The sequence below is a fragment of the Nitratidesulfovibrio termitidis HI1 genome, assembly GCF_000504305.1.
Classification (GTDB): Bacteria; Desulfobacterota; Desulfovibrionia; order Desulfovibrionales; family Desulfovibrionaceae; genus Cupidesulfovibrio; species Cupidesulfovibrio termitidis.
The window spans coordinates 3,117,685-3,140,055 of sequence record NZ_KI632512.1; the positions used below are offsets into that span (position 1 = coordinate 3,117,685).

The 22,371-nt window shown below is 63.2% G+C and carries 12 protein-coding genes; 1 reads left to right on the forward strand and 11 read right to left on the reverse strand.

Annotated elements, in window-relative coordinates; translation table 11 throughout:
* Nucleotides 1-111: 111 nt before the first annotated feature.
* From DESTE_RS17275 to adhE, 7 genes are all read right to left on the reverse strand, one after another.
* The gene (locus tag DESTE_RS17275; RefSeq protein WP_051384451.1) at nucleotides 112-999 is read right to left on the reverse strand and encodes an ankyrin repeat domain-containing protein; all 888 of its coding nucleotides are present in this window, start codon (nucleotides 997-999) and stop codon (nucleotides 112-114) included.
* A 9-nt stretch (nucleotides 1,000-1,008) separates the two neighbouring features.
* Nucleotides 1,009-3,843, reverse strand: coding sequence for a Tle-like phospholipase domain-containing protein (locus tag DESTE_RS12540; RefSeq protein ID WP_051384452.1), 2,835 nt, complete (start codon nucleotides 3,841-3,843; stop codon nucleotides 1,009-1,011).
* A gap of 72 nt (nucleotides 3,844-3,915) precedes the next feature.
* The gene (locus DESTE_RS12545) at nucleotides 3,916-4,437 is read right to left on the reverse strand and encodes a hypothetical protein (RefSeq protein WP_035068003.1); all 522 of its coding nucleotides are present in this window, start codon (nucleotides 4,435-4,437) and stop codon (nucleotides 3,916-3,918) included.
* A gap of 280 nt (nucleotides 4,438-4,717) precedes the next feature.
* Nucleotides 4,718-5,479, reverse strand: coding sequence for an ankyrin repeat domain-containing protein (locus tag DESTE_RS18070; protein WP_156925357.1), 762 nt, complete (start codon nucleotides 5,477-5,479; stop codon nucleotides 4,718-4,720).
* A 123-nt stretch (nucleotides 5,480-5,602) separates the two neighbouring features.
* Nucleotides 5,603-11,305, reverse strand: a complete 5,703-nt coding sequence (locus DESTE_RS12550; RefSeq protein WP_051384453.1) for a two-partner secretion domain-containing protein — start codon at nucleotides 11,303-11,305, stop codon at nucleotides 5,603-5,605.
* Nucleotides 11,306-11,361: 56 nt separating this feature from the next.
* On the reverse strand, nucleotides 11,362-13,074 hold the full coding sequence (locus tag DESTE_RS12555; RefSeq protein ID WP_084559452.1) for a ShlB/FhaC/HecB family hemolysin secretion/activation protein: 1,713 nt from the start codon (nucleotides 13,072-13,074) through the stop codon (nucleotides 11,362-11,364).
* Nucleotides 13,075-13,522: 448 nt separating this feature from the next.
* The gene (gene adhE / locus DESTE_RS12560; protein WP_198015360.1) at nucleotides 13,523-16,234 is read right to left on the reverse strand and encodes a bifunctional acetaldehyde-CoA/alcohol dehydrogenase; all 2,712 of its coding nucleotides are present in this window, start codon (nucleotides 16,232-16,234) and stop codon (nucleotides 13,523-13,525) included.
* A 500-nt stretch (nucleotides 16,235-16,734) separates the two neighbouring features.
* On the opposite strand from adhE, the gene DESTE_RS12565 reads away from it, so the two are divergent.
* A complete protein-coding gene (locus DESTE_RS12565; protein WP_035068004.1) occupies nucleotides 16,735-17,829 on the forward strand; it encodes a hypothetical protein in 1,095 nt (364 codons plus the stop codon).
* Between the two features lie 122 nt (nucleotides 17,830-17,951).
* Here the strand turns inward: DESTE_RS12565 and DESTE_RS12570 are convergent, their stop codons facing one another.
* The 4 genes from DESTE_RS12570 to DESTE_RS12585 all read right to left on the reverse strand — a co-directional run bounded on the left by DESTE_RS12570 (nucleotide 17,952) and on the right by DESTE_RS12585 (nucleotide 22,292).
* The gene (locus DESTE_RS12570) at nucleotides 17,952-18,881 is read right to left on the reverse strand and encodes a 4Fe-4S binding protein (protein WP_035068005.1); all 930 of its coding nucleotides are present in this window, start codon (nucleotides 18,879-18,881) and stop codon (nucleotides 17,952-17,954) included.
* Complete coding sequence (locus DESTE_RS12575; RefSeq protein ID WP_084559577.1) at nucleotides 18,878-19,528, reverse strand: 4Fe-4S dicluster domain-containing protein; 651 nt, start codon at nucleotides 19,526-19,528, stop codon at nucleotides 18,878-18,880. The genes DESTE_RS12570 and DESTE_RS12575 overlap by 4 nt, the downstream gene beginning before the upstream one ends.
* Nucleotides 19,529-19,601: 73 nt before the next feature.
* Nucleotides 19,602-19,892 carry a chaperone NapD gene (locus DESTE_RS12580; RefSeq protein WP_035068006.1) on the reverse strand — a complete coding sequence of 97 codons (291 nt, stop codon included), beginning with the start codon at nucleotides 19,890-19,892 and terminating at the stop codon, nucleotides 19,602-19,604.
* A gap of 132 nt (nucleotides 19,893-20,024) precedes the next feature.
* A complete protein-coding gene (locus tag DESTE_RS12585) occupies nucleotides 20,025-22,292 on the reverse strand; it encodes a nitrate reductase (protein ID WP_035068007.1) in 2,268 nt (755 codons plus the stop codon).
* Nucleotides 22,293-22,371 lie beyond the last annotated feature (79 nt).

A 22,371-nucleotide genomic window follows, 5' to 3' on the forward strand; every position in this document is an offset into this window, starting at 1 on the left:
CCCGCCACCGTCCACGAGTACCTGTTTACCCATGGTGTTCGGCACGAACAGGCGCCGCATCTCCTGCGTCCCGCGTTTTGCTGCCCCCTCTTGGCCAAGGCGGTGCGGCCATCAATCAGCGTCTACCCCGGCTTTTCGCAACCCGGCGAAAATGTCCGGCGGCTCGGTGCTCAGCACGGCAGGCCGTTTCGATTTCGGCGTGAAGGTGAATGTTTCTCCGTGTTTTTCAAGGAAGTCCACACAACGCCAGAACCACATGTACTGTGGAGAGTTATCGCTGGTGACATATCGCGCGTCATCATGTATTTGATATTGCATTTGTCTTATAAGGTCGTACCCGCTAGGTGTTTTTTTCTTGTAGTCCGCGCCGTTTTGCAGGAGGTAAAGAGTTGCTTTGTAGTTGCTGAATCTGGCTGTTTGTAACACCAGATAGAATTTTGACATGTGCGACGTCGTGAAATTAATATCCACGCCTGCCCTGAGCAGGACTGCAAACGCATCAATATTGTTAGGGGGCAATGCCTCCCAGATGGGCGTTCGTTTGAATTCGCCGATTTCTAGGTGCGGATCGCCGTGTCCGATGTCGATGGCCATCTGTAAGTATTCAGCCCCGATGTATCCCGATCGTGCTGCCGCCCGATGCATGAGTGAGTTTTCCTGTCCGGCTTCCGACCGAGTGATCTTGTTGGGGTCCGCGCCCAGTTCAAGCAGGCACCGGAATCCCGCGTTGTTCGGATGGTACAAAAGCCAGACAGGCACGGTAACGCCGTACGTGCCGGTCGCGTTGGGGTCCGCCCCGGCGGCAACCAGCTTGCCCATTGTTGCTATGTCCCCCTTTTCTGCGGCCTTGGCCAAGGCTTGCGCCTGCGGGTTGCCGGGAAACATTTCGCGTACGCTCATCCGTTGAAGCGGCATCTGGTCGGGTTTCCTTGCCGCACCGCAACCCATGAGCAGCAACGGCGTCAGCAAAACGATGAGGAACAGTTTGAGCAGGTCCATTTGGGCTCCTTAGTTTGCAAACGCTTCACGCATGCCTGCGATGCCGTGCAGCCCACCACCGTCCACGAGCACCCGTTGACCCATGGTGTCCGGCACGAACAGGCTGAATATATCCTGCAGATTCGTCAGCATGTCACCCCGGCTGACATAGGCGGTAGTAATTGCATTTCCACCTGCGCGCCATTTGGCTATTTCAGCAGGTGTTGTCGTTTTCGCGATCGTGCTGATGGTATTGTCATGTACGCCAGCGGCATTGAACGTCACGGCACTATTCACAAATCCTCCGGCTGCCAATGCGCTGGCCACGCCACCGCCAAGGGAATGTCCTGTAGCTATGAGTGTGCCACCTTGGTCTGAGGCATACTGCTTCAGATCTTGTATCGCTTTTGCTGCGCCCGAATACTGCCCGCTCTCCATGCCGAAGGCCTGGAGAGCATCTTCGCTAAGGTCTTTGACGGAGTCCGTTCCACGGACCACGACGACATATTGCTTGGGGTCTGTCTTGGAATTGCAGAACACGAAGGCGTGCAGGCCGGATTCATTGTTTTGCAACGGGCTCAGGTCTATGTCTCTTTTTTTCAATTCTGTGAGATCCTGCTCGGAAAGAGGTTTGAAGTCCTCGGTCCCTTGGCAGCCATTTTCATAGGAGCAGTCACTAAGCTCCGAGAATATGCGGCCCTCTTCTTTCTGCTCTGCGGTAAGCGGCGGAGCCGCAATGGCATTGGCAAGGGCCGCAACAATAGAACTCATGGCTCCCATCACGGGGTCTTGGCCAGCAATGGCGGCAGTGGCCGCACCAGCAGCCCCGGAGAGCACGATTTCAATGGTCTTGTCCAGTTCGGCAGCGCTGATCAGACCCGTCGCATAACGGCTAAAAGCAGTGGCAACAGCGTCAAGCAATGCGGTTTCCACCCCCTGTCCGTTCACGATGGTGCCAACTGAAGCCTTCACTGCCGCAACGGTCAATATCTGACCGACCATCCCGTAATTCTTGACTGACGACGCCATGGTATCCAGCGTTCCTGCCAGAATCATGCTCGCCAGCAAGGAGCGCGCGCCGTCCGCGGAAACGATGGACTTCAGCGTATCCTTGAAGTCACCGCCTGCGGCGGCATTGGCAAGGCCGGTCGCCATCTGCGAGCTTAGGGACACGAATGCGGCTGTCAGTGCAGTCTGCATTGCCAACGTTGTTGCTGTGGCGGCTTTTCCTGTCGCGACAACGATAATCGCCGCCTTCCCCGCAATGGTGCCGGGCGCCAGTCCCATCATACTCATGCTCAACTGCGACGCCGCGCCATACGTCGCCACCGAGGCGGCAATGGCGATGACCAGCATGGCCGCCGGGCCAAGGCCGCCGTCCTTGTGGTCCCACGTGTCGTACACGGCCTGCACGGCGCGCCAGTCCACGTCGTCGCGTTCCAGCAGCCCGGCCATCCATTCCAGACCGGGGGTTTTCGCAAGCTGGCGCACATCGGCGCGGGCATCGCCGGTATGGTGGTATTCCACCGTCACGCCGTCCCCGGCGGTGATGGAGATGTTCTCGCCCGATTCGATCAGGGTGTGCAGCACCGTTTCCGCGCTGGTGCCCTTGTCGCGCGATGACCAGGTAAGCCAGCCCATGTCCGAGGAGACGTGCCGCTCGTAGCTGAGTTCCTTGTCCGTCAGCAGGGCCACGCTGCCCTGTTCCGCCTTGATGTCCACCCCGCCTTCCGCCCGCAGTCGGGACGCCTTGACCGTCACGTCGCCGGTGCGGGATTCCACCAGCACGTCACCCTTGGCGTCCAGTTCGCTGCGCACCACGTCGATCTTGCGGGTTTCATCCAGCGCCATCTTGGAGGTGAAGGTGCCCTTCTTCTGTTCTTCGGAATGCGCGTAGTGCTGGTCCGTGACGGAGGTGACCAGCACGTCGTCGGCGGCAGAGACCGCTATGTCGCCGCCGGACGTGAGCCGCGAACCGGAAATGGTCGCCGCGCCCTTGCCCGACGTGCCCGCCTCCATGGTCATGTCGCCGCCGGATTCCAGTTGCGAGGCCACGTTGTCGGCGGCTTGAAGCGTGGTGGTGTGGGATTTCTTGCCACCGCCGAATCCGCCGCTTTTGCCGCTGCTGTGGTCGTAATAATCCGTCGTGTCCGTTGCGGAGGTGACGGAAATGTTCTCCTGCGCTGCTATGCTCAGGTCATCCCCGGCCTTCACCTGGCTGCCATGCACGGTGACGCTGCCGCCCGCGTCCACGGTCAGGCTTCCGCCCGCCGTCACGCTGGCCCCGTGGTTGGTGGTCACGTCCGTGTGCGATTTCGATCCCTTGCCGGTGGTCTTGGCGTGGGTTTCCAGCGCCTGCGTGGACACGATGACCGAGTTCCCCGCCGCAAGCTGTGCATCGCCCCCGGCGGTCATGTCGGAGCCGAACACGCCGATGTTCTTCCCGGCCACCACGGTCAGGTCGCCGTCGGCGGTTATGGCCCCCTGCTTGCCGATGTGGGTGGCGGTGACGGTGGGCGAGGTGAAGGTGACGGTGTCCGACGCGGAGATCACGTCGTTGGTGGCGGAAAGGGCAACCTTGCCGCCCTGCACGGTGCCACCGGTATTGAGTATGGAATCCGTGGCGGCCAGGGTCACGTCCTGGCCGGACATGGTTCCGCGCGTGTTGAAGATGGTGTCGGCGGTGATGGTCAGGCCGTTGTCGGCCACCAGCACCCCGGCGTTCTGCACGTCGCCGGTGGCGGCGATGGTCACGTCCTTGCCTGCGATCACCGCGCCGCCCGCCGCGATGCGGTCAAGGCTGGAACTGCCCAGGTACACCACGGGCACCAGCACGTCCTCGCCGTTGACCTGCCGCGTTTCCATCCACACGATGTCCCGGTCCAGCGCGGCGATCTGCTCTGCGGTAAGGGCGACGCCGATGCTCAGGAAGGGCGGTTATTGTCTCGGCGTATAGGTGATGCGTTTCATCCGCTCGATGGCGCTGGTGATGGATGCTTCGTTGATGGGCCACGCCGGGGTGTCCCTGTCCTTGTTGCTGGCGCGCCAAGCCTGATAGACCTTGACGTAGGATGAGCCCACGTGGCTCATGTAGAGAAAGCCGCTCTCGGTGTCCTTGCCGTTCTTCACCAGCGGATCAACAAGGGCGGCGCAATGGTAGGTCATGACCACGCTGCCGCCTTCGGCACTGACGAGCTTTGACTTCGCCTGCTCCTTGCAGCCCAGCGCCAGCGCATTCAGCGACTCCGCGATGAACCGCTTGAAGTCGTAGTCCGGCAGGTGCCAGCCGTAGACGCCGTACAACATCGTCCAGCTTTCGAAATCCTGATCCTTCGGAATCTGCTCGAACGTGAAACTGCTCTTGGTTTGTTCGCGCGACGCCTTGAAGTTGCCGACATCCTTGGGCGAGGTTATCCAGTGCGGTGCCGGATAGGTGAGTGTTCCGCTGTAGATGACCATGGTTTGTATGATCGTAGGGACAGCTGTGTGGTTCGCATCAGTACCGTTGTCATCTTTGGCTGTGCCATGGACTGGCTGCCTCCACACTCCAGAGTCATCCTCCGCTGATTCCGAATGCGCAGAGTTGGCACAACATGTGGCGATCAACATGATCTGGACCAATACAGCACATGTCGAAATCCTATAAACTATCTTCGGAAGCATAATTGTAACTCCATTAAAATCATAAATATATTTCAATATCCACCCGGACCGCCTGCATTCCCCTGCCTTCTTTTGTTCATGGTTCGAGAGAGCCTAATCCAGAAAGTATATCTGGAGGGCTTTGATCAAGAAGGGGGGGGCGCTTTGTTTTTTTTGTGAACACAAAAGATTCACCATGCTTTTCAAGAAAATCTACACAGCGCCAGAATGACATATATCCATAATAGCCAGGAGTTGTTGCAAATGGTTCATCGTGCGTTATGACCCTCTGTATGTATAGCGATAAATTGTCATTGTATAGTGTTTTTGTAGTATAATTTGCACCTCTATGCAGTAAAAATAATGTCGCTTCAAAGTTCAGTGCGCTGGAAGTCAACATAACAAGCGGTATTTTTGATTTGTATCCTTTGTAGTCAATGCTTACGCCATGTTCAATAAAAACACCAAGTGCAGCGCTAAGCCAAGGTGCTACGGATAAGTCGACGGGTGTCTTTCCGACACTTCCAACTTTTAGATAAGCATCACCGCCTCCAAATTGGATGACATCCTGAAGATAGCCAGGGCCGATGTCGCGGGTCATTCTGACGGTCCAGTGTATGAGTGAACTGTCATTCCCGTCGTTTGATTTCCATATCTTGTTCGGATCAGCGCCCAACTGGAGCAGGTGGCGAAATCCTGCCTTGTTCGGGTGATACAGCACCCACGCAGGTACTGTGACGCCGTACGTCCCCGTAGCGTTGGGGTCCGCCCCGGCGGCAATCAGCCTGTCCATTTCCGTCGTATCACCACGTGCCGCAGCCAAGGCTAGTGCCTGTGCCTGTGGATCGTTGGGGAACATGTCACGCGCGCTCATTCGCCATAGAGGGAGCTGGTCAGGGGGTCTTGCGCTTCCACATGCAGCAAAAAATAGTACTACAACGATGCAGAGTGGTAGTTTTATTATGAAATACATGGCATGTACCTATTTCCCGAATGCCGCATTAAAGGCCTCGATTCCATGCAAGCCGCCGCCGTCGACCAAAATTCTTTCCCCTAGTGTTGTTGGTATAAATAGCTTTAGAATGTCTTGAAAATTGTTAATCATATCGCCACGGCTAATATACGCTTTAGTTATTGAATCCGCATGCGACCTTGCGCCCACAATATCTTCATAATTTTCTGATTTTATTATTTTTGAAATCGTACTGTCATTAACTCCGGATGAGTTGAACGTAATGGCGCCATCTACCAGCCCAGCTGCTGCCAATGCACTAGATATTCCACCACCAAGAGAATGTCCTGTAGCGATCAATGTCATGTTCTGGGAATGTGCATAATCTTTCAAACCCTGAATAGCCAGCGCAGCATCGGTGTGTTGCTCACCTACAAGGCCAAATAGCTCAGCCGTGTTTGTCGCCAAATCTCCTGGGTCAGTCAATTGAGAGCCCCTGATCACTACCGCCAATTGATTTTCATTAGAGTTATAAAATATAAATGTTTTTAATCCTGATTTATTGTTTTCCAATGCGGAAATGTCTATGCCTCTGCTTTGAATGTCATCAATTTGCTCTGTAGTTAGTTGCTTGAACTCTTCAGTACCAGTGCAATTGTTTTTGTATGAACACTCGCTAAGCTCAGAGAACAATGCTCCCTGCTTTTTCTGCTCTTCGGTAAGCGGGGGTGCAGCAATGGCATTGGCAAGGGCCGCAACAATAGAACTCATGGCTCCCATCACGGGGTCTTGGCCAGCAATGGCGGCAGTGGCCGCACCGGCAGCCCCGGAGAGCACGATTTCAATGGTCTTGTCCAGTTCGGCAGCGCTGATCAGACCCGTCGCATAACGGCTGAAAGCAGTGGCAACAGCGTCAAGCAATGCGGTTTCCACCCCCTGCCCGTTCACGATGGTGCCCACTGAAGCCTTTACGGCCGCAACGGTCAATATCTGACCGACCATCCCGTAATTCTTGACTGACGACGCCATGGTGTCCAGCGTTCCTGCCAGAATCATGCTCGCCAGCAAGGAGCGCGCGCCGTCCTCGGAGACGATGGACTTCAGGGTATCCTTGAAGTCACCGCCTGCTGCGGCATTGGCAAGGCCGGTCGCCACCTGGGAGCTCAAGGATACGAAACCGGCGGTCAGGGCCGTACACATGGCCAGAGTTGTTGCAGTGGCGACTTCTCCTGTCGCGACAACGATAGTCGCTGCCTCTCCAGCAGCAGTGATGCCGGGCGCCAGCCCCATCATGCTCATGCTTAACTGCGACGCCGCGCCATACGTCGCCACCGAGGCGGCAATGGCGATGACCAGCATGGCCGCCGGGCCAAGGCCGCCGTCCTTGTGGTCCCACGTGTCGTACACGGCCTGCACGGCACGCCAGTCCACGTCGTCGCGTTCCAGCAGCCCGGCCATCCATTCCAGGCCGGGAGTTTTCGCAAGTTGCCGTACGTCGGCGCGGGCATCGCCGGTATGGTGGTATTCCACCGTCACACCGTCCCCGGCGGTGATGGATATGTTTTCGCCCGATTCGATCAGGGTGTGCAGCACGGTTTCCGCGCTGGTGCCCTGGTCACGCGACGACCAGGTAAGCCAACCCATGTCCGAGGAGACGTGCCGCTCGTAGCTGAGTTCCTTGTCCGTCAACAGGGCCACACTGCCCTGTTCCGCCTTGATGTCCACGCCGCCTTCCGCCCGCAGGTGGGACGCCTTGACCGTCACGTCGCCAGTGCGGGATTCCACCAGCACGTCGCCCTTGGCGTCCAGTTCGCTGCGCACCACGTCGATCTTGCGGGTCTCATCCAGCGCCATCTTTGAAGTGAAGGTGCCTTTCTTCTGTTCGTCGTCCTGCGCGTAATGCTGGTCCGTTACGGATGTGACCAGCACGTCGTCGGCGGCAGAGACCGCCATGTTGCCGCCGGACGTGAGTTGCGAGCCGGAAATGGTAGCCGCGCCCTTGCCCGACGTGCCCGCCTCTATGGTCATGTCGCCGCCGGATTCGAGTTGCGAGGCCACATTGGTGGTGTCCTGCCGCACGGTGGTGTGCGACTTCTTTCCGCCGAACAGCCCGCCGCTCTTGCCGCTGCTGTGGTCGTAATAATCCACGGTGTCGGAGGCGGCAGTGACGGAAACACCGCCCCCGGCCTTCACACTCAGGTCATCCCCGGCCTTCATCTTGCTGCCGTGCACGGTAACGCTGCCGCCCGCGTCCACGGTCAGGCTGCCGCCCGCCGTTATGCTGGCCCCGTGGTTGGTGGTCACGTCCGTGTGCGACTTGGAACCCTTGCCGGTGGTCTTGGCGTGGGTTTCCAGCGCCTGCGTGGACACGATGACAGAGTTCCCCGCCGCAAGCTGTGCATCGCCCCCGGCGGTCATGTCGGAGCCGAACACGCCGATGTTCTTCCCGGCCACCACGGTCAGGTCGCCGTCGGCGGTGATGGCGCCCTGCTTGCCGATGTGGGTGGCGGTGACGGTGGGCGAGGTGAAGGTGACGGTGTCCGACGCGGAGATCACGTCGTTGACGGCGGTAAGCGACACCGTGTCGCCATGCACCGTGCCGCCCGCGTTCAGGATGGAGTCCGTGGCGGCCAGGGTCACGTCCTGCCCGGACATGGTCCCGCGCGTATTGAAAATGGTGTCGGCGGTGATGGTCAGGCCGTTGTCGGCCACCAGCACCCCGGCGTTCTGCACGTCGCCGGTGGCGGTGACAGTCACGTCCTTGCCCGCGATCACAGTGCCGCCCGTCGCGATGCGGTCAAGGCTGGAACTGCCCAGGTACACCACGGGCACCAGCACGTCCTCGCCGTTGACCTGCCGCGTTTCCATCCACACGATGTCGCGGTCCAGCGCGGCAATCTGCTCTGCGGTTAGGGCGACGCCGATGCTCAGGTTCAGGTCTTCCCGGACGGCGAGGGCGTTGTCCATCAGCGCGCGCACCTGGTCGGTGTCGCTGGTGACGGAGGAACTGAGGAACCGGCGGCCCGTCAGGTCCAGCACCTGTTCGCGGATCAGGCGGTTTTCGTACCACGCATCGCCCAGCCGTTTGCGGGCCAGGTCCGTGGCGTCCAGCCCTATCTGGCCCATCAGGTAGTCGGAGCCGAGAAAGGCGTTCAGGTCGGTGAAGGCGGGGTTGGTCTCGATCTGATACGGGTGCGTCGGGTCCAGGTTGGTCACGAACGTGCCGCGCGCGGGCAGCGCGTCGATGACCGCCGTGATGTCGTCCACCGTGCGCGGCAGGGTCGAAGGGTCCGGGTCCTTGAAGATGCCGTTGCGCTCGACGATGCCGTTGGTGGCGTGCGCCACGTTGATGGACACCGCGCCGCCCGCGTCCAGCGTGCCATAGGCGTGGTCGAAGGCGGTCAGGACCAGTTCCGTGTCGGAGCCCTGGTTCACGTATCGGGGCGAGGAGTGGTTGTTGAACTTGGCCCGGCCCCACAGCACGGACGAGCGTTCGTAGATGTCGCGCCCCACGTTCTCGAACGTGTCTGCCGTGATGGTGATGTCGCCCGTGGCGGAGGAAATGACGCTGACGTTGTTGGTTACGTCGCCGCCATCGATGGTGATGCCGCCGTACGCCAGCATGCGCGCCCCGGCGTCCTTGCCGGTGTAAGTGTCTCGCGTTGTGGTGGCCGTAAAAATGACGCCGTTGGTGTTGGCGGGGGCCTGCTTCACGAAGAAGGCGTAGCCCTGGCTGGCGATGCCCTCCACTTCGGCCACTTCCGCAATCTGCCCCGGTGTCAGGTAGTCGGGGTCTGCAACAAGCTTGGCGCGCGTGGCGGCCACTGCGGCCAGAAGCTCGCCGCGCGAAAACACGTTGCGCGAGGGATCCAGCCCAACCGAGGCCACCATGGCGGCCTGCGCCACGGTGAGGTAGCCAGAGTTCTTTACCTTGTTGTCCGGGGCCTTGCCGGTGATGAATTCGAAATAACCCCAGCAGTTGTCGTTGTCGTCACCGTGTTGCCACCACATCCCTTCCTGGTAGGAGACGTATTCCGCACCTTCCACCAGTTGGAATTGGGTGTTGTCGTTGCGGAACGTGTCGGCCCGGAAGGTCAGGCTGCCGTCCAGCGATTCGATGTAGGCGGATTCATTCAGCAGGGCAGCCATGCGGGAACCGGCCGTGGCCCCCTCGAAGGTCATGTCGTTTCTGGCCAGGATGGACCCCGCGTTGCGCAGCGTGCCTGAAACGCGGAACAGCCCGGTACCGGCGGAATGGAAGGTGCCCGTGTTGGTCACGCTGGCTGCGGCAACGGCCATGTCGCCGTTGGACAGGACGGCGCCGTCATTGGTCACCGCGCCGGAGACCTGAAGCTGCGCGGTCTTTCCGGCATGCAGGGTGCCGGTGTTGGTCACGCCTGCGGCCTCTATGGTCAGGTCGTCGTTGGCCAGAATCGAGCCGTCGTTGCTCACCGTGCCGGTGGACCGGATTTGGCCGGCGCCCGTGGCATGGATGGTGCCGGTGTTGTCCACGCTGCCCGAAGATATGACAAGTTCCTCGCCGCCAAGGATGGAACCGTCGTTGGTCACCGCGCCGGAAACCTGAAGCTGCGCGGATTTGCCGGACTGGAGGGCGCCCGCGTTGGACAAAGCATCCGTGGCAACGTCCATACGGCTGTCGGCGGCAACAAGGTTGCGGTTGTCCAGCTTGCCGCCGGAGATGGTGATTGCGTCCGCCCTGATCAGGGCGGCATCGGCGGGCGCGGTCTTGTCCACAAGCACCGTGCCGTGGGCGGACAGGTTGGCGGCGTTGGTGGCGCTCACCGTGCCGGACACGGCCACGGAATCCCCGCCGGAGGCCATGGACAACGTGTTGCCAGACGATGCCGTGCCCCTGATTTCGATCCTGCCCTGTGCGGTCAACGTCAGGTTGTCGGTGGCCTGGGTGATGCCCTGCATGTTTACGCCGACGCCCTGCTCCGTGCCCACCAGGTTGATGCGCCCGGCGTACATGCCGCCCAGAGCCGTGGAGTCGATGGCTACGGAGGGCGCGGGTGCCGCGTCGGGCGCTGCGGGCGTGACCGTGCCGGTTGCGGGATCGTAGGTTCCCTTCCCGGCGATGATGTCGAGCCGGTTGGCCTGAATTTCCGCGTTGATGCGCGCCGTACGGCTGACGATCTCGAAGGCGTCCAGGTTCGTGACATTGATGCCCGCGCCGTCGACCAGCACGTCCCCGCGCGAGACGTCGAGTTGCACGTTGCCCCCGGTCACCCTGGGCACGCCGGTGGTCACCGTGGCCTTGGGCGTGCCGATGAACCCGCCGCCGTTGATGGTGACGCCGTTGGGGTTGGCGAAGATGTATTGCCCGCCGCCGAAGACCTCGGTGTAGCCTTCGATCAGCGACCGGTTGGAACTGGTCACTTCGTTCAGGATCAGGCTTGCCTTGCGCCCGTCGGTGAAATTGGGGTTGTTGGCAAGCACCCCGCCCAGTTGGCTGACGCCGGGCTGGTTGCTGTTGTTGATGATGACGCCCTTGGGCTCCACGTTGAAGTCGTGGAACATGTTGTGCGAGACGCCGCCGCCGTTGGGCCGCACGATGTTGACCACGGGCACGCCGTTCTTGGCGGCATCCATGCCGGGCCGGTTGGCGGCGGGCGCATCGGGCGCGGGGCGGATGCCCTCGGCCATGGCGGGCGGGCAGACCAACAGGACAACAAGAACGGAGCAGAGCAGCTTGCGGAAGCGTTCGTACATGAAAGGCCCTCCCCAGGGCTTCCGGTGCGAAAGGCGGGCGCGTTCGCGCGCCGTCCCTAGAACGTGAGCATCAACGAAGCGTAGACATCCAGGTCGTCGCGTTCGACATAGCCGGGTGCGTCCAGCGGCTTGGACACCGCCAGTTCCGCATGCACGTCGCCCCCCAGCAGGCGCGCGCCGACAACGGCGCCCTGCACGGAGCCACGCTCGTATTCCTCGCGGGAATCACGCTGGATGAACCCGGCGTCGTAGCCGACGTAGAACTGGGCGTTGGTGAACCGGGCGGTCAGCAGGGGGTCTTGCAGGTCCAGCGGCAGGCTGATGGCCAGTTCGTTGCGGGCATAACCGCCGCTGTCGCCGTCCAGGCTGTCCTCGTGAAAGCCGCGCACCGTGTACCGGCTGCCGATGCTGGCGCGTTCGGCGCTGTACAGGGTGTCCGGCGACCACTGCCCCCACACGCGGGTACTCCAACTGAACTGTTGGTCCAGCAACTGGAATGGCCGGTAGAAGCTGGCCGTGGCCGTATACTTCTCGAATTCCGCCTTGGGCACGGTCAGCGGGTCGTCATCCGGGTCCGAGTGCGCACCGAACAACGGCACGCCGCGCCGGAATTCGCCACTCAGCGTTGCCACGCCGCCAAGGGCGCGGTGGGTGTGCGTGGCGGATGCCGAGAACGCCGAAAGCACCTGGCTGCTGGCCTTCAGTTGCACCCCGGCAAGATAGTTGGAGGTGTCCCGGACAAGGACTCCGGCCCCGAGGGAGGTCTTGCTGTCGGCATCGCGGTGGATCACGCGGTCCACCGTCAATGTCGAGGTGGTCGTGTCACCGGCGCTGGAAAAGTCCATGGAGGAGCCGTCAAGCATGTTCCGGTACGAGAACCGGCTGAGGCTGCCGGTGACGGTCCAGTACCCCACGGCAAAGGAGTAGAAGGCGGAAAGACTCTGGCTGTCCTGATGCTCTCCCGCGGTCATGGAATCGTAGTCCGCGTTCATGTTGAGCGAAAGCAGGTCGTTGCTGTGCAGCAGATTGTCCTTTTCGAAACCGAGCAGGTACTGCAATTCGCCCGTGGATTTCTGGCCGGAATTGTCCAGCCCGGCGCTGGCGCGCCACGTCTTGCCAGGCGTGTTGGCAATGCGCACGCGGCTCATGCCCGTGGCGGAACCGGGCACAAGCTCCATGGTCGCATCGTTGGAGGGCAGGCGGTTGAGTTGGTCCAGCCCCTGTTCCAGGTCGCGGATGTTCAGCGCATTGCCGACAACCCCGGGAAAGGCCAGGCGCAACTTCTGCCCGGCAAAGGGCACATCGTCCGAGAACTCGATGCCCTCGACCTTTCCCTCGATGATCAGGATGATCAGTTCGCCGCCGGAGAGGTCCTGCTGCGGCACTGCCGCGCGGGTAGTGACGTACCCTTTGTCGACGTAGGCGTTGGTGATGTCGCGGACAAGGTTGTTGATGTCCGCCAGGGTAAGGCAGCGCCCCAGATACGGGGACGTGAGCGCGCGTTGCTCGCGCTCGGAAAGAAGGGTCGCTCCGTCAAGCCGGATGCGCGCCACCTCGAAGCAGCGTGCGTCCGCCTCGCCTTCAGGGGCAGGTGGCGGGGCGAGGGGGTGCTCGACAGGCGGAGTTTCCAGGCTTTCGCGGTGTCGTCGTTCCAGTTCCTGCCTGCGTTGCTCTTCGCGCTGTTGCAGGATCTGTTGCTGGCGGATTGCCTCGTTGGGCGAGGCGGCCCGGCAGGGTGACGCGGACAGGAAAAGGCACAGAAACAGCATTGGCGCGCATAGCAATGCGCGCCGGAACGGGTGAGGTGTCATCGTCTCCCCTGGGGCCGGATGCCGCACCAGTTTCCCCCAAGTGCGTTCCGGCATAGCCTATTGGTTCCTGCGAACGTAGATATGTGAGCACATACTTTTGTGTTTTGAGAAATGTCAAGGAGCATCTATATTTATTTACATGTCTTATATAAGACATGTGCAGCACTATAGATTTCGAGTGGGGTGAAAATCTTTTTTCGATTGGCCTATGGAATATATTGCGCAGTGACAGGGTAAGGTCGCAGGGGCAGGACGATGGAAGAAATCCGGGTTGTTTGCCCATCATGTTGCCCAGAAAACACAACACGGGGCATGCTACCAAATGGTGCATGCCCCGTGCATTCGTGGTGCTGTGGCGGTACGTGTGCGCCGCCGCTCAGCTTGTTCCTGCTCTTTCCTTCCCCGGCTACTTCACCGTCAGCGACGCCAGCGGCTCGCCGTAATACGCCTTCAGGTACAGTTCGCGGATTTCGGCGATCAGCGGGTAGCGCGGGTTGCCGCCGGTGCATTGATCGTCGAAGGCCTGTTCGGCCAGCAGATCCACCCCCGCCAGAAAGTCCGCCTCGGCAATGCCTGCCTCGCGCAGCGAGCCGGGAACGTTCAGGTCGGTCTTCAGCTTCTCTATGGCCTGCACCAGCCGGGCCACCTTGCGGTCGCGGGCGTCGCCGCAGCCTTCGGTCAGTCCCAGCATGTCGGCGATGCGCGCGTAGCGCCCCTTGACGAAGGGGTAGCGGTACTGCGGCATCAGCCCCTGCTTGGTGGGGGTGTCGGTGGCGTTGTATTCGATGACGTGTGAAAGCAGCAGCGCGTTGGCCAGGCCGTGCGGCATGTGGAACGCCGCCCCCAGCTTGTGCGCCATGGAATGGCACACGCCAAGGAACGCATTGGCAAAGGCCATGCCCGCAATGGTGCCCGCATAGTGCATCTTTTCGCGGGCCATTACGTCGCGCGCGCCATCATTGTAGGCCCGGCGCAGGTACTTGAAGACCAGCCGCACGGCCTCCAGCGCGTTGCCATCGCTGAAGTTGTTGGCATAGGTGGAGGTAAAGGCCTCCACCGCGTGGGTCAGGGCGTCCAGCCCGGAATGCGCGGTGAGCGTCCTTGGCATGTCCATGACGAATTCCGGGTCCACGATGGCCATGTCCGGCGTCAGGGCATAGTCGGCGATGGGGTACTTCATGCCCGTGACGTCGTCGGTGATGACGGCAAAGGGCGTCACCTCCGACCCGGTGCCCGAGGTGGTGGGCACCGCCACCATCACCGCCTTTTTGCCCAGTTCCGGAAAGGCGTAGACCCGCTTGCGGATGTCCATGAAGCGCAGGGATATTTCCTCGAACTTCAGGTCCGGCTGCTCGTACATCAGCCACATGATCTTGGCGGCGTCCATGGGCGATCCGCCGCCGAGCGCGATGAACATGTCCGGCTGGAAGGCGCGGATGGAATCGAGCGCGGCGTAGGTGCCGGTCAGGTCCGGGTCTGGCTTCACGTCGCTGAACACCCGGAACTGGATGCCCAGCTTTTCCAGCACGCTGGTCACCTTGCCCACGTGCCCCAGGTCTTCCATGGTGCGGTCGGTGACGATGAAGGCGCGCTTTCTGTCGCGCATGTCTTCCAGCGCCAGGCGCAGCGCCCCCATCTTGAAGTAGATTTTCGGGGGCACCCGGAACCACAGCATGTTCTCGCGCCGTTCGGCCACGGTCTTCACGTTCATGAGATGCTTCACCCCGATGTTTTCGCTGACGGAATTGCCGCCCCACGAACCGCAGCCCAGCGTCAGCGAGGGCGCCAGCTCGAAGTTGTACACGTCGCCTATGGCCCCCTGCGACGAGGGCATGTTGATGAGCGTGCGCCCGGTGGTCAGCACGTTCTGGAAGTGGACGATGCGCTCGTGGTTGGCTTCGTCGGTATACAGCACGGAGGTGTGCCCGGCCCCGCCCAGTTCCACCAGGCGCTGGGCCATGTCCACGGCTGTGGAAAAGTCGGGCGCGCGGTAGAAGCCCAGCACCGGGGAAAGCTTTTCGTGCGCGAACGGGTCCAGCGGGTCGATGGCGTCGCGCTCCGCAATGAGGATCTTGGTGGTCGGCGGCACGGTGATGCCCGCCATGGCCGCGATTTCGGCAGCGCTACGCCCCACGATGGCCGCGTTGAGCTTGCCGTCGGTGAACACCACGCCCGCCAGGGCCTCCGCCTCTTGCGGCGTGGCGAAATGGCAGCCGCGCGCCGCAAATTCCGCCTTCACCGCGTCGGCTGCCGCGTCCTCCACGATCACCGCCTGCTCCGAGGCGCAGATCATGCCGTTGTCGAAGGTTTTCGACAGGATGACGGAGTTCACCGCCATCTTCACGTTGGCCGTGGCGTCCATCACCACCGGGGTGTTGCCCGCGCCCACGCCGATGGCGGGCTTGCCCGAGCTGTAGGCGGCATGCACCATGCCCGGCCCGCCCGTGGCCAGGATAAGCGCCACGCCCCGGTGCTGCATGATCTGGCGGGTAAGGTCGGGCGTGGGCGCTTCCACCCAGCCGATGACCCCGCGCGGCGCGCCTGCGGCCACGGCGGCCTCGTGCACGATGCGCGCGGCCTCTACCGTGGATTTGGCGGCGCGCGGGTGCGGCGCGAAGATGATGCCGTTGCGCGTCTTCAGCGCCAGCAGCGCCTTGAAGATGGTGGTGGAGGTGGGGTTGGTGGTGGGAATGATGCCCGCAATGACCCCGATGGGCGCGGCCACTTCGCGGTAGCCGTAGGCCGGGTCGTCGCGGATGACCCCGCAGGTCTTGTCGTCCTTGTACTTGTTGTAGATGTATTCCGAGGCGAAGTGGTTCTTGATCACCTTGTCTTCCAGAATGCCCATGCCCGTTTCCTGCACGGCCAGGCGGGCAAGGTGGATGCGCTGCGCGGTGGCGGCGGCAGCGGCGGCGTGGAAGATGGCGTCCACCTGCTGCTGGGTGAAGTTGGCGAAGGCGCGCTGCGCCTCGTTGACGCGGGTGACGATGTCGTCAACGGAGACGTTGTTTGGCGAGACGTTGTTTGGCGGGATGTTGTCTGGGGAAATGTCGTTCCGGGAGATGGCGTCCGGCGTGGTGGCCGGTTCCGGGTGCTGTGCGGTGGGCTTCTTGCTCATGGGGGCTCCTTGCCGACGGGAAGGGTGCGCCTGCCCGGCGGATGGGTTCCGGCGTCCGTTGCGCCGCTTGCGGGTTGCCCGTGGCCGCCGCCGTGTCGGGATGGGCGGAGGCTGCGTCTATATTTGCGCATGCAACCACTCTTGGGCGAAGGCGTCAAGACCGGCATGGTCCGGAATGGGGGCGTGCTGGCGGGTGCGGGCTTGCCAGCGGGGTGTGAAGTGACCATTTTGTGAATTGCGGTCGCTACGGGATGTTTTGCAAGAAACAGACGTGAAGATTCAGGTGGATACGGCGTACGCACTGTTGCGAAAGACTTCCCGCGCGCAAGGCGCGTTCCTCTTCCCCCTCGACGGACGGTCACGGGTTTGGCATGGTAGGGGTGTGAATTCACGTTTTCGGCAATCAGTAGCGCATGCATCCGGCCCGTCAGGCGGGATGCATGCGGTTTCGGGCGGCCACGGGCCATCAGACGCGGCAACGAAACAGCCAGGGAGGCCACATGAGCGACCATCAGACAGCGCAGCCGGACGTCACGGCGATTCCGGGCGCGGTGGTGCAGTGCCTCCATCCGGACGGCAGTCCGGCAGAGGTGCTGTTGGAAGATCGGGTGGAACTGTTTACCCCGGCGGGCGTGCTGGTGCCCCAGTATGAGCCGGAAGACCCCCGCAGGCAGCGGGTGCAGCCGGTGGAATTGCACCCCGGCGGCGGGCTGAAGGCGGTGTCGTTGCAGGAAAGGGCGGTGATCGAAACGCCCGTGGGGCCCATGGCGGCGGAGCGGGTCACCTTTCACCCCGGCGGCCAGTTGCGACGGGTGTTCCCGCTGGACGGCAAGATTTCCGCCTACTGGAGCGTGGAGAACGAAACCGCCCTGGCCGGGCCGCAGCGCATGGCGACGCCCATCGGCGTGGTCAGCGCGCGAATCATCTCGGTACACTTCTTTCCGTCCGGGGCGCTGCGCAGCGTCACCCTGTGGCCCGGCGAGCGGGTGACCATCACCACCCCGCAGGGTCCGGCCAGCGTCAGCGTGGGGTTTTCGTTCCACGAATCGGGCGCGTTGCGCTCGTTCGAGCCGGACGCCCCTTTCGAGGCAAAGACCCCCGTGGGTACTGTGCTGGCCTTCGACACGGACCCCGAGGGTGGCATGGCCGCCGACCTGAACTCGCTGCAATTCGACGAGGCGGGCAACGTGACCGCCCTGACCACCGCCACCGACAAGGTGGTGGTGACCTGCAAGGCCGTGGCGGATGCGGGACCGGGCGGGAATGGCGGGGCCGGGAGCGGAGCCGAAGGGATTGGTGCCGCCGGCAATGGCCTGAACAGAACTGATGCTGGCGCCTGGCCCGCCTGTTGTCCGGACTGCGCCCGCTGGGTCGCCGCCACCGGCAGGCAGGTACGTCAGCCCGGACGTCTGGCCCTTGGCCCCGGCTTTCGGGAAAGCCTGTGCGGCACCACGCCCACCGACCTCGTCCCCCTGCGCATGGGCTTCACCGCCGACGCCGTGAGCCTGGACGGCCACGCCTTTTCCCGCGCCGGGCACGGCTTTTCCGTGCTGCGCGGGCTCATGCCCGTGGCGCGCACCACCTATTCGTGCTGAGGGAATGTTTTAAGAAAGCTTGCGGGGAGGGGACCCTTTAAAAAGGGTATCCCTCCCCGGCCCCCTCCCCCCCCAAATTTTTTTAGGGGTGGGGCAGGGGGGCGAGCGGATGCTGCTTTGCCTCAGACTTCCGGCGGTTCCCGGAAGCCCAGTCGCAACGCACCGCCGCGCGCGGCGCAGGCCGTGGCGCAGTCGCCGCAGTTGGTGCATTCGCTGCGCGGGGCGCGGGTGGGGATACGCGGGTCCAGGCCCAGGGAGCAGGCCCCGGCGCAGGCGCGGTCATTGGCGGCGCAGGTGCAGCGGCGCATGTTGCGGCGGATGGCCAGCGCGCCCGGCCATAGCCGCGCGGCCAGGGACAGCAGCACCGACTGCGGGCACAGGTACCGGCACCACAGGCGGGTGCGGGTGCGCCATTCCGCCGCCAGCAGCGCGATGATCAGTGCAAGGCCCACCCACGGCCAATCTCGTGCGTCGGGGGCCGGATAGGCCAAGGCCAGCAGTTGCAGGGTGATCTCTCCGGGCAGGGAAAACCGGTTCAGCAACGGTGCGCCCGCCAGTGCCGTCAGGGCCAGCCCGGCGGCGACCAGGCCCGCCCGGACGGGGAAACCGCCCCGCGCCGCAGAAGAGAATGCAAGGCGGGACGCTTGTTGGCTGACGGTATGTTCTGCATCTGCGGCAGCGGTCCGGCTGGCGGACAGGCCGGCGCTCCGCGCGCCGTGCCCGGTTTTCGCGCCTTTCCTGCGCCGGGCGTGCACCAGTTCCGACAGCAGCCCGTAAGGGCAGCCCCAGGAACAGAACACCCGGCCCAGCACCACGGCCACGGCCAGCACCAGCAGCCCACCCAGCAGAAGGCGCATGCCGGGCAATGCCCCGGCGGCCAGCACCTGTGCGGCGGCCAGCGGGTCGGCCAGCGGCAGGCCCCATGCCTCCAGCGAGAACAGCGTGCCGGACACGCCGTGGAATCCCTTGCGGTTCAGCCAGGGCAGCGCCGCGAACAGGGCCAGCACGGCCCACTGCGCGGGACGCCGCCAGCGTGCGTGCCACGGTTTCATGCCAGGTTCCCTCCGCGTCCGGGCGTGGCGTCGGCGGCGTCAGCCTTGCCTGCCGCCGCCTGTTGTCCAGCATTCTCATCCCTGTACGACGCGGCCCTGCGGCCCGCGTCTTCATCCATGTACGACGCCGTCCTGCGTCCGGCGACTTCATCCATGTGCGACGCCGTCCTGCGTCCGGCGTCGGGTCGCACCACGATGGCGTCCACCGGGCAGACGTGTTCGCACACCCCGCAGCCCACGCAGGCGTCGGCCACGGCGGGCATGTCGCCGCCTTCCAGCACCATGGCCGTACCGCGCAGCGGGCATTTGTCGTAGCAGGTGCGGCACAGCACCGTGCCCACCCAGTTGTGGCAGCGGTTCTTGAGCAGCACGGCCATGCCCATGTCCGCCCGCGCCATGTCGCGCACCGGCCGCAGCGCGCCGGAAGGGCACACCGGCGGGCATTTCATGCACAGCCAGCAGGGAACGGATTTGGCATGGATGTACGGCGTGTTGCGCACCTGGCCGAAGAACCCGGCCATGCGCCCGGCAGCCATGCGGATGGACCCGTAGGGGCAGGCTTCCGCGCATTTGCCGCAGTGGATGCACCGGGTGCGGAATTCCGCCTCGGCCCGCGCACCCGGCGGCCGCAACAGACCCGACGTCATGAGGCCCGACGCCATGCCGCCGGACGCCGGGAGTGCCCCCCCACCATCCGGCGATTTGGAGGATGTGGACACCTCAGGCGCTCCGGTGCCTGGGTTCCCACGGCGGACACTTGATGGCGCCGCCATCGGCCAGTTCGTCCTCGTAGGTCAGGTAGGCCAGGTCCACGGACAGCACCCCGTCCCACGCCGCCAGCCGCTTGAATTCCTGCTCCATGCGGTCCGAATCGGCCTCCAGCACCGCCACCATCCGCCCCGGAATCTCGGCGCGGTGCGCCTCGGCAATGTGCGGGTCCACCGACAGCCGGGTCCATACCGCTTCCGCCGCGTCCGTGTCCGTCTGCACCAGAATGCCTGCTATGGCCATGATGCGTTCTCCGCTGGTGAGAATTGAGCCTTGGGGAGAAGCTCTATTCGTTGAAAAGTTTGGGGGGGAGGGGTCCGGGGAGGGAGACCCTTTTCAAAGGGTCCCCTCCCCGGTTCATTCCCCATCCGTGAATCAAGCCTTGCGTATCCGCGCCGCGCATATCTTGTATTCCGGCTCGCGCGAGATGGGGTCTGTCGCGTCCAGGAACAGCTTGTTGACCAGCTTTTCCCGGTCGAAGAACGGCACGGCGATGAGCCCGGTGCGGCACACGTCGCTGACGCGCGCGGGCATGGTCAGCTTGTCGCGCCGGGTTTCCACCACGCAGGCGTCGCCGTGGGCGATGCCGAGGCTTTTGGCGTCGTCGCCGTTGATTTCCACGAAGGCCGAGGGGTTGGCCTTTTGCAGTTCCGGCACCTTTCCGGTCATGGTGGCGGTGTGCCAGTGGTCGATGACGCGCATGGAGGTCAGGTACAGGGGGTAGTCGGCGTCGGGCTCTTCCGCCGCGCCCTGGTAGGGGCGCATCCACAGGGCGGCCTTGCCGTCGGGCCTGCCGTAGAAGAAGAGCTTGTCCGGATGGTCTGCGGGCACGATGGGGTCTTCGCCGCGCACGTAGCGCAGCCGGGTGCCGGGGTGCTTTTCGTCCGGGCAGGGCCAGATGAGGCCCGATTCCTTGCGCAGCCGTTCGCGGGTCATGCCGTAGAAGTTGTAGGTGGTGCCCTTGCTGACGGTGCGCCATTCCTCCCACACGTCGGCGGCGTTGCGGAACTCGACCAGCTTTGGGTCCACGCCCACGCGCCTGGCGAACTCCACCAGGGTGTTCACGGTGGGGCGGCAACCCTGCGGCGGCTCCACGGCCTTTTCGATGAGCGCGTAGCGGCGCTCGCCGCAGCCGTACACGCCGTCACGCTCGCACCAGAAGGCCGGGGCCAGCACCAGGTCGGCGTAGCGCAGGGTGACCGCGTCGGGGAAGGCCTCGATGACCGCGATGAACGAGTCCGGATGGCTCATGGCCTTGTGGACCTTGTTCAGGTTGGGCAGCGTGTGGGCGGGGTTGGTCTCGCAGATCAGCAGGGCCTTCACGTCGCCCCGGCCAAGGGCCTCGAACAGGGCCACGGTGTGATAGCCGGGGTCGGGCGAGATGGTGCCTTCGGGCAGGCCCCACAACTGCTCCATTTCGGCGCGGTGCCTGGGGTTGGCGATGGCGCGGCCCGCAGGCAACAGGTGCGACAGCGCGCCCGCGTCGCGCACGCCGCCGCAGGCGTTGGGCTGGCCGGTCAGTGAGAAGGGGGTGGCGCCGGGGCGGCAGATCTGCCCGCTGATCAGGTGCAGGTTGTGGATCAGGTTGTTGGCCCACACCCCGCGCACCCGCTGGTTGATGCCCATGCACCACAGCGACATGGTGGCGGGCGATTCCGCGAACAGGCGCGCGGCCTGCCATATCTGCTCTTCCGGAATGTGGCAGATGGCGGCGGCTTTTTCGGGGCGGTAATCTTCAAGAAACGCCTTGTAGTCGTCGAAGGTGCAGTCCTTGCCCTGGTTGTCCTTGAAGGCCACGTACTTGCCCCAGAAGCGGGCGTTGTCCAGTTCCTCGTGGATCATGACCCAGGCCATGGCGTTCATCAGGGCCAGGTCGGTGCCGGGGCGGAAGGCGATGTGCAGGTCGGCGATGCGCGAGGTGTTGGTGCGGCGCGGGTCGGCCACGATGATCTTGACGCCGGGCGTGGCCTGCTTGCGCCGCGCGATGCGCCGGAACAGCACGGGGTGCGCTTCCGACGTGTTGGACCCGATGATGAAGAAGCACGAGGCCTGGTCGATGTCCTCGTAGGTGCCCATGGGCTCGTCCTTGCCGAACGAGGTCACGTAGCCGCCCACGGCGGACGCCATGCACAGGCGGGGGTTGCCGTCCACGTTGTTGGTGCGCAGCCCGGCCTTGAAGATCTTGCTGGCCAGGTACGATTCCTCGGTCAGACACTGCCCGGAGCCGTAGTAGGCCACGGACTTGGGACCATGGGTGTCGATGGCGGTGCGGAACTTCTTCGCCAGCAGGTCCAGCGCCTCGTCCCAGCCGATGGGTTCCAGCGGGCCGCCCTTGGTCTTGCGCGCCATGGGGCTGGTGACCCGGTCGGGCGAGTTCAGCACCGGGATCAGCAGCGCGCCCTTGAGGCACAGCAGGCCCTTGTTGTGGTTGTCCGGGTCGCCCTTGATGGCCACGGCCTTGCCGTTCCTTACGCCCACCAGCACACCGCATCCGGTGCCGCAGTATCGGCATACGCCCTTCACCCAGGTGTCGGGCTTTTCGTCCTGCTGGGCGGCCGATGCCGACAGCGGCGCGCCGCTGACGGCGGCCAGCGCGGCGGACAGGGCCATGTAGCGCAGAAAGTCGCGTCTGGAGCATTCCATGGTTGTCTCCTTGCTATGGGGTCATGGTTGCAACGCAGGTTTTTTGTCCGCGGGCAAGGAAAACAAGCCTGACATCAGG

Excerpts from the sequence above, each read along its gene's own strand:
- DESTE_RS12575 (WP_084559577.1), bottom strand. The coding sequence starts at position 19,528 with ATGACGTCGGGTCTGTTGCGGCCGCCGGGTGCGCGGGCCGAGGCGGAA.
- DESTE_RS17275 (WP_051384451.1), bottom strand. The coding sequence starts at position 999 with ATGGACCTGCTCAAACTGTTCCTCATCGTTTTGCTGACGCCGTTGCTG.
- DESTE_RS12545 (WP_035068003.1), bottom strand. The coding sequence starts at position 4,437 with ATGGTCATCTACAGCGGAACACTCACCTATCCGGCACCGCACTGGATA.
- DESTE_RS12585 (WP_035068007.1), bottom strand. The coding sequence starts at position 22,292 with ATGGAATGCTCCAGACGCGACTTTCTGCGCTACATGGCCCTGTCCGCC.
- DESTE_RS12570 (WP_035068005.1), bottom strand. The coding sequence starts at position 18,881 with ATGAAACCGTGGCACGCACGCTGGCGGCGTCCCGCGCAGTGGGCCGTG.
- DESTE_RS12580 (WP_035068006.1), bottom strand. The coding sequence starts at position 19,892 with ATGGCCATAGCAGGCATTCTGGTGCAGACGGACACGGACGCGGCGGAA.
- DESTE_RS18070 (WP_156925357.1), bottom strand. The coding sequence starts at position 5,479 with ATGTTCCCCAACGATCCACAGGCACAGGCACTAGCCTTGGCTGCGGCA.
- DESTE_RS12555 (WP_084559452.1), bottom strand. The coding sequence starts at position 13,074 with ATGCTGTTTCTGTGCCTTTTCCTGTCCGCGTCACCCTGCCGGGCCGCC.
- DESTE_RS12565 (WP_035068004.1), top strand. The coding sequence starts at position 16,735 with ATGAGCGACCATCAGACAGCGCAGCCGGACGTCACGGCGATTCCGGGC.
- DESTE_RS12550 (WP_051384453.1), bottom strand. The coding sequence starts at position 11,305 with ATGTACGAACGCTTCCGCAAGCTGCTCTGCTCCGTTCTTGTTGTCCTG.
- adhE (WP_198015360.1), bottom strand. The coding sequence starts at position 16,234 with ATGAGCAAGAAGCCCACCGCACAGCACCCGGAACCGGCCACCACGCCG.
- DESTE_RS12540 (WP_051384452.1), bottom strand. The coding sequence starts at position 3,843 with ATGGAAACGCGGCAGGTCAACGGCGAGGACGTGCTGGTGCCCGTGGTG.